The sequence below is a fragment of the Rickettsia endosymbiont of Proechinophthirus fluctus genome, assembly GCF_001602635.1.
Classification (GTDB): Bacteria; Pseudomonadota; Alphaproteobacteria; order Rickettsiales; family Rickettsiaceae; genus Rickettsia; species Rickettsia rickettsii.
Genome location: NZ_LECS01000004.1, coordinates 888,037 through 894,737, shown reverse-complemented (window position 1 = coordinate 894,737; position 6,701 = coordinate 888,037). Strand labels below are relative to the sequence as shown.

The window sequence follows — 6,701 nt, the reverse complement described above, 5'->3', positions numbered from 1 at the left end:
CTTATAAACATAATATATTAAAGTTAATATTGAAATATTAATATGCTAGAAACACTTTTAAAAATCTTATAAACATAATATATTAAAGTTAATATGAGATATTAATATGCTAGAAACACTTTTAAAAATCTTATAAACATAATATATTAAAGTTAATATGAGATATTAATATGCTAGAAACACCTAAATTACCTATGGGATATAAACCTTCTCAAGATGAAGAATATATGTGTCCTAATCACCTAGAATATTTTAGACAAAAACTTTTAATATGGAAAGAGGATTTATTAAAGGAATCTCAAGAGACTTTAAATCATTTAAAGGAAGCAAATTTAAAAGAATCCGATCTTAACGATTGTGCTACTCATGAAACAGAAAGAGCTTTTGAGCTTCGTAGTAGAAATAGATATTGTAAATTAATGAGTAAAATAGAAGAAGCATTATCACGTATTAAAAATGGGGAATATGGTTACTGTGAAGAAACAGGCGACCCAATAGGTATAAAAAGATTAGAAGCACGACCTATTGCTGCATTATGTATTGAAGCTCAAGAGCGTCATGAAAATTATGAGAGAAGTCATTTGGATGAGCCTGGGAATTAAGTAGCTAGGTAATTTATGTGCGTGGATTGCAGGAATCCAAAAACATTTAATGCCACCCCGTGGCTTGACAACGAGGTCTAGAAAAACAAATTATTATATTAATAATTTTAGTATTTTTAACTAGATTCCGCGATCAAGTCGAGGAATGACAATAATTCATTTTTGCAGGCATGATACTTGAACATCTAAAACCTAAAGAAGTTAGAGCATTTACTGTTTCAAATAAAGGTAATCCCATAACATTTGAATATGAGCCGGAAATAAATGAGATAAAAGCTTCTGCATAACCGGAAATTTTACATCCGCCGGCTTTATCTATTCCCTCATCCAAAGCACAATAAAAATTAATCTCTTCATCACTTAATTTTTTGAACTTAACAATAGTCTGAACTATTTTTTGTCTAACTGTAAGCTGATCATTCTCTTTTTTGATAATACATAAACCGGTATAGACACGGTGACGACGTCCGGATAACATCTTAATACAATTCTTGACTTCTTCATAAGTAGTAGCTTTCGGCAATATTCTTCTACCTACTGCCGCTACAGTATCGGCAGCTATAATTATAGCTGATGCCTCTATTTGAGATGCAATTTTTATAGCTTTTTCGTAAGCAAGTCTTATGGCTAAGGGAGCGGGTAATTCACGCAAATTAGGTGTTTCGCCTATATCTGCCGGAATAATTTGTGAAGGGATAATTTTGATTCTGTTTAGTAACTCAATTCTTGCAGGAGAGCTTGATGCTAATATAATCGGTAGGTTTTTTCTGTTCTGCTTCATACTTATAAAGACTAGTGACGATGAATCACACGCCCCTTAGTTAAATCATAAGGAGTCATTTCTACCATAACCTTATCTCCTAGTAATATTCTGATACGATTTTTACGCATCCTACCGGAAGTATGAGCAACAATTACATGATCATTCTCAAGCTTTACTCTGAAAGTAGCATTAGGTAAAAGTTCAAGTACTGTACCTGTAAACTGAATGAGGTCGTCTTTTGACATTATAATTTATGTTTTTATGGTCGGGGCGGAGAGATTCGAACTCCCGACCCTCTGGTCCCAAACCAGATGCGCTACCAGGCTGCGCTACGCCCCGATAATTAATTATATCTATATTATATACTCTATTATTCGTAGCAAATCAATTTGTTTATGTAAAAATTTATAGATTTTACCTAGAAAAAGTGGTTTTGTTAGGTTCTAAGCGTCATTGTATTAGTCCTGCGGCTTTGTTGTATGGCCCTTATGTTCATACCCGTGGAAGCGGGAATCCAGTCTTTTTTGCTGTTATACTGTGATTTGACCCGATCTTGTATAACAGACTGTGTCCTGAGATCCCGCAATCAAGTTGCGGGATGAAATTAAAGATTACTGGATTCCTGCTTTCGCAGGAATGACATAAGAGGTACAAAAATTAATAAAGTTTTGCGGTTTTCACTAAGAAGCTAAAATAGATAGGTTTTACCCTTGTATTTCTTAAGTTTTATATTCGATTTACCGAATTTCTATAAAAAGTAAATAAAGTTTAATTTATTTTAAACAAGAAAAAGTAATCATAAATTACTCTCTATATAGAAAATACCTTATTTATAAGTATTTTTTATAGATATTTTTAGTATTAATTAATGTTTTTCAATTAAAAGTAATATATTATGTATATAACAAAATCATAATAAAAAATTTAATAAAAAAAACATGTTTACATCAATTGCGGCATTGATGCTTACTAGTACTAGTTAGTGCCCCCTTGGTACTGCTAACCGAATCGTAACAGTAGGGGGGGCTCAGTAGCTGATGGTAGTGCTTTTGGCGGAAGAGCATATGTACCAGGTTCATTTGTAACCCTTGGCGAAGTAAATAATTTTACTGTAGATGTGCCAGCAATTCCTGCTATATATTTAGATACCTTTAATAATGCAACAATGACTGTGCCAAATAACATATTTTGGACCGGTTATACCTATTGATCTTACTAAAGAAAATGTCGGGCGTGTTGTAGATGTCCCTAACGCTATAAACATCACTTTAACAGGTACGCCAGTTACAAATGCACAAGTGCTTGCAGTGGTTCCTCCTGTTGCTCCAGGACCAGGAGAAGCACCAGGGAATACTTACTATTTTAACAGCTTTAATTTTAACGATTTAGCTAGTACTTTGATTTTTCAGGCTACATCTACTTTTTCCTCCTACTGGTGATAATAGAATCGCCTTTATCTCAGGTCCAGGTAGTATAGTAACTTCTGTTCAAGGCCAGGCAGATCTTACATTACAGATTGACACTGACTTTCAATTTAAACATCCCAGTTGGATTAAGGCAAAAACTTTTAATATTGCAAATAATAAGTTACTTAATTTTGCTACTGATACTTCACCAGCCTCAGGTCTTTACGTTAATGAAGTTATGGATATACAACCTATAGACATAGTATCAAGTTCGGCGGCCAAAATGCTACTTATGACGTAAGTAATGAATCGCCAAATGCTGCAGAATTTGTGGCTAGCTTCAACCTAGTTTCAGCAAATGATGTAGATGGTGTCAGTTAAGAGTACAAGTGGCTTCCAGTAGCCGAGAAATTGCACTTAATGCAGGTAGTGGTAACGAAACAGGAGGAACAATAAGGCTTAACAAATTTTTAACCGATGGGATAGGAGCTCCTCTAAATCACACTCCAGCTACAATTACAGGAACCATCTTTGCCCAAACTATTCATATAGGGAACACCAGTAAGGAGTAGACACGCCGTATGGTGTGGATTGGATACTGGCGCGGGAGGATTAGTACAATTTACGCAGAACTCGTTAGTACGATTTCAGCAAGATGTAATTTCTGATATAGATTTTAATGGTACGGCCGTACAAGTAACAATCGCTGATGGTAAGAATGTTGGTGGGACTACCGGTGGTAATATAGATAATAAATTAGGAGGAGGTGTGAATATATTAAATTTTGTCGGTAATAGTATGGTTATCGGTAATGTAGGAGCTACAAATCCGGTTAATATATTATAAAATGTTCAAGGCAATAATGCCGGTACAATAAACCTTGCTGCGGGCGGTAATTTAGCGGCAGTAACAAGTAGCGGAGGTGTTAACGGCATTGTTAATGTTTTAGGAGTAGGTACGCGTAATGCTGCGGTCGGAGCAGGCCAACTTACAACAAATACTACGGGTAATGTTACTGTCGGAACAGGAACATATACAGGCAATATTACCGGTAATGCAACTTTTTGCGGGGCCAGAACTATTGACACAACAGTTATTACAGGACAGACTGATTTTAAAGGGGCTGCAGGTACGGTTAACGTTAATGATATCGGTACTTTAGCAGCAGTGACAAGTAGTGCAGCAACTAACAGTAATTTAGTATTTTTAGGAGGCGGTAACGTTACCGGAGTCATAAATAATATTGGAGCAATTACTGTTAATGCAGCAGGTAATAAAACGGTTATCTTGCAAAAAAGTGTATCCGCTACTTCTTTAACACTTAGTAACAATGCTGTGGCGAATTTACAAGACTCGCTTACAAAAAGCGGTAACGTGGATTTTACCAATGGCGGTGTTTTAGAGTTTTCGGGAGCAAATCCTGCAGGTTATTTACTTAACAGCCAAATCAAAAACGGGAACACAGGAACATTAAACGTTTATACTACCGGTACTACTTTAACGGCTACTGATTCAAGTATAGGTATGGTAAACACAATTAATATCGGGCAGAGAAATGCAATCGTGGCATTTACGATAGATGTATCTAACAAGGCTTGAACGCTAGGAAGTGATATTAATTTGAATAATATTAAATCCGTATTTGGTTTAACTACTAGTAAAAATCAACAAGTTACCTTTATGAATAGTGTCGATGGGTTTGCCGGTGGAGGCGGTAGTGTCAATTTAAGTAGTACTTCTAGTACTATACCTAATAACAATGTGTTAATTTTGCAGGGTAATTTGGGTAATGAAACTCTTGGCACAAAGGCAAACCCCCCTTGATGTTATAAATGTTAGTGGTAATGTCGGCGTTGTTGGTACTAATGCTATGTTAGGTACAAATGGACTTGATATGAGTAATACTGCAGTGTTTAATATTACTGCTGGCGGGGTTTTTGCCGATGCATCACTTACCTCGGCTAAGATTGCCAAAATTAATATCGGTGAGGTTAATGCTGGACCAGCCGTTTATGCCCTTGATGCATTAAACGGTGATTTTCCATTAGATGCACCAGGTGTTACATTCGTGAATCCCGCATCTGTTTTAAAGTTAATGACTACCGTAGTTAGCGGCAAAAACAGTACTATAGAGTTAACAGGTAATATAGAGCCAGTTGTTCCAAATATCGGTGTAGTTGAGATAAATGCAAAAAATGCTAATACCAAGTTAACAATAGATGGTATGGCTAATAAGTATGCTATCGGAACAAAAGCAAATCTGGTGAGTAAAGTACAACTTACAGGGCACAGAACACTGGTAATAACTGCTCTTAATACCCCAAATATCGACGTATCCGTTGCAAAAGTTGCTATAGGATCAAAGTTTGGATCAAATTTTTTTCTCCACTCCTTCCGGTCCTATTAATAGCGAGCTTGGGGCTGTAAAGATTGACGGTAATATGAATTTCCAAAATAATGTCGGTACCGTAGCAATATTTGCTAGTGATATAGCAAATAATATAACATCAGCTATTACCGGTAATATAACAAGTACCGGAGGTACTAACGGTACTAATAGGTACAGTTGACGGTAATGGAAACTCAACAAATACAATTACGAACCTTGCAATGTTAAAAGTGGGTGTTGACAACAGCACCGTTACGATTAACGCCGGCGGTAATATGTCAATTGCTGAAATCCAAGGAACTGGCACGGGTAATAAGTGTTTACTCAAGCAACTGATTTAACCAGTGGTATTAACATCACAGGTGGTAAAGCTGTGGATTTAATGTTTACCGGTCCAAGCAGCGTTAGTGGAGCTATAGGTAGCAGTACTTCAAAAGTGGGTGATATAACTATTAGCGGTGATGTATTAAATTGTACCGGAGGTATTAATGCAGGATATGTAATATTAATAAATGGTGGCGACATAAAATTTAAGGGAACAACGAATAGTTTAGATATTTCTGAAGGATCAAGCTTTTCTCCTTTTGCTTTTAAATCCTGAGGATAGAGCATGGTGATTTGTGATGAATTTACTGCTATTACTTATTCCGGTAGTATATAGGTACTAAAGGAATGGTCGATATAGTTCAAATAGACGGGGGTGATATTACAATTCAAGGTACCGTGAAAACAAGGCTCGATTTCATTTACTACTGCTCAGTCTGCAACTTTAAGCCTTAGTAATACAAGTATAATAAATGAATCAATTACGACCACAGGTAATAAAATCCATACTCTTGCAATATCAAATGATTTAACAATTGGAGCTAGCGGTAGTGGTTCGGTAGGTTTACAGACTCAAATCACCTTAAAACTGTTCAGTTCAACGGTGTAGACAGTAAAATCACAATCGATAGCGAAGATTTTTACTCGAGTATAACAACCAAGACTAATAATCAAGGTACGGCAATATTTAACGCTAATAATGGTTTGACCGATGATTTAGGCAGTGAGAATTTAAACCTTAAACTAGTTCAGTAGTAATAAAGGCACGGTAAAAGGGAATACCTATGCTAAAGATATTACTATTGATGCTGGTAAATCAGCGGTATTTACCGGTTATAACAGTAGAAGTTTAGACATTCCGTCAGCCACGGTCGGCGGTGTTAAAGTGCCAAGAGCAACAACAAAATTTCATTACAAAACAAAAATCGTTTCAGAGAACTTCAAAGGGAGCAGCAGCAACTCTTCAGCGGAATACACTAATGCTGCACTTGTACAAGCACCGATTAATGGCGGTAGTCATAAATGCGATGATGATGTATGGTTACAAAAAGCGGTAACAGGCACTAATACTATTACTTTTGCACCGAAGAAAACCGCTTTTATTATTGCATCAGATTTAGGAGCATATACTATAAGTTGCCGATCAAGTAACAATGATGTTTACCTGTGATAATACTAGCGTAAATGTCGGGGGCAATATCTCAGGAAGTAATATA

Annotated in this window: 12 protein-coding genes and 1 tRNA gene; 9 read left to right on the top strand and 4 right to left on the bottom strand. The window is 36.2% G+C overall.

Features of this window, described 5'->3' with window-relative positions; all coding sequences use genetic code 11:
* Positions 1-170 precede the first annotated feature (170 nt).
* The gene (gene dksA / locus BG75_RS06635; RefSeq protein WP_062811854.1) at positions 171-602 is read left to right on the top strand and encodes an RNA polymerase-binding protein DksA; all 432 of its coding nucleotides are present in this window, start codon (positions 171-173) and stop codon (positions 600-602) included.
* 133 nt (positions 603-735) lie between these two features.
* Here dksA and BG75_RS06630 read toward each other — a convergent pair whose 3' ends face one another.
* The 3 genes from BG75_RS06630 to BG75_RS06620 all read right to left on the bottom strand — a co-directional run bounded on the left by BG75_RS06630 (position 736) and on the right by BG75_RS06620 (position 1,704).
* Positions 736-1,383 carry a Maf family protein gene (locus BG75_RS06630; protein WP_062811853.1) on the bottom strand — a complete coding sequence of 216 codons (648 nt, stop codon included), beginning with the start codon at positions 1,381-1,383 and terminating at the stop codon, positions 736-738.
* 11 nt (positions 1,384-1,394) lie between these two features.
* Positions 1,395-1,610, bottom strand: coding sequence for a translation initiation factor IF-1 (gene infA, locus BG75_RS06625; protein WP_062811852.1), 216 nt, complete (start codon positions 1,608-1,610; stop codon positions 1,395-1,397).
* Positions 1,611-1,627: 17 nt separating this feature from the next.
* A tRNA-Pro gene (locus BG75_RS06620) sits at positions 1,628-1,704 on the bottom strand.
* A 1,456-nt stretch (positions 1,705-3,160) separates the two neighbouring features.
* Between BG75_RS06620 and BG75_RS10285 the strand changes: the two genes are divergently transcribed.
* Positions 3,161-3,343: a hypothetical protein gene (locus tag BG75_RS10285; protein ID WP_252903712.1), complete on the top strand. Its 183-nt coding sequence runs from the start codon at positions 3,161-3,163 to the stop codon at positions 3,341-3,343.
* A 19-nt stretch (positions 3,344-3,362) separates the two neighbouring features.
* Positions 3,363-3,617 (top strand): hypothetical protein, encoded by a 255-nt coding sequence (locus BG75_RS06605; protein ID WP_062811850.1) that lies wholly within the window; start codon positions 3,363-3,365, stop codon positions 3,615-3,617.
* A 5-nt stretch (positions 3,618-3,622) separates the two neighbouring features.
* On the opposite strand, the gene BG75_RS06600 is transcribed toward BG75_RS06605, so the two are convergent.
* Entirely contained in the window at positions 3,623-3,859 is a 237-nt protein-coding gene (locus BG75_RS06600; protein WP_062811849.1) for a hypothetical protein, read from the bottom strand.
* A gap of 79 nt (positions 3,860-3,938) precedes the next feature.
* Between BG75_RS06600 and BG75_RS06595 the strand changes: the two genes are divergently transcribed.
* From BG75_RS06595 to BG75_RS06575, 6 genes are all read left to right on the top strand, one after another.
* The gene (locus BG75_RS06595) at positions 3,939-4,370 is read left to right on the top strand and encodes a hypothetical protein (RefSeq protein WP_062811848.1); all 432 of its coding nucleotides are present in this window, start codon (positions 3,939-3,941) and stop codon (positions 4,368-4,370) included.
* Between the two features lie 21 nt (positions 4,371-4,391).
* Positions 4,392-4,595 (top strand): hypothetical protein, encoded by a 204-nt coding sequence (locus tag BG75_RS10280; RefSeq protein ID WP_252903711.1) that lies wholly within the window; start codon positions 4,392-4,394, stop codon positions 4,593-4,595.
* Positions 4,561-5,178, top strand: a complete 618-nt coding sequence (locus BG75_RS06590; RefSeq protein ID WP_252903710.1) for a hypothetical protein — start codon at positions 4,561-4,563, stop codon at positions 5,176-5,178. The genes BG75_RS10280 and BG75_RS06590 overlap by 35 nt, the downstream gene beginning before the upstream one ends.
* Positions 5,138-5,341, top strand: a complete 204-nt coding sequence (locus BG75_RS10275; RefSeq protein WP_156468988.1) for a hypothetical protein — start codon at positions 5,138-5,140, stop codon at positions 5,339-5,341. Before BG75_RS06590 ends, BG75_RS10275 begins: the two co-directional genes overlap by 41 nt.
* Before the next feature lie 135 nt (positions 5,342-5,476).
* Complete coding sequence (locus BG75_RS06580; protein ID WP_062811847.1) at positions 5,477-5,761, top strand: hypothetical protein; 285 nt, start codon at positions 5,477-5,479, stop codon at positions 5,759-5,761.
* Between the two features lie 609 nt (positions 5,762-6,370).
* Complete coding sequence (locus BG75_RS06575) at positions 6,371-6,655, top strand: hypothetical protein (RefSeq protein WP_062811846.1); 285 nt, start codon at positions 6,371-6,373, stop codon at positions 6,653-6,655.
* The last annotated feature ends 46 nt before the right edge of the window (positions 6,656-6,701 follow it).

What these genes read in the sequence shown, in the direction of transcription:
- dksA (WP_062811854.1), top strand. Translation starts at nt 171, where the DNA reads ATGCTAGAAACACCTAAATTACCTATGGGATATAAACCTTCTCAAGAT.
- BG75_RS06630 (WP_062811853.1), bottom strand. Translation starts at nt 1,383, where the DNA reads ATGAAGCAGAACAGAAAAAACCTACCGATTATATTAGCATCAAGCTCT.
- infA (WP_062811852.1), bottom strand. Translation starts at nt 1,610, where the DNA reads ATGTCAAAAGACGACCTCATTCAGTTTACAGGTACAGTACTTGAACTT.
- BG75_RS06590 (WP_252903710.1), top strand. Translation starts at nt 4,561, where the DNA reads ATGAAACTCTTGGCACAAAGGCAAACCCCCCTTGATGTTATAAATGTT.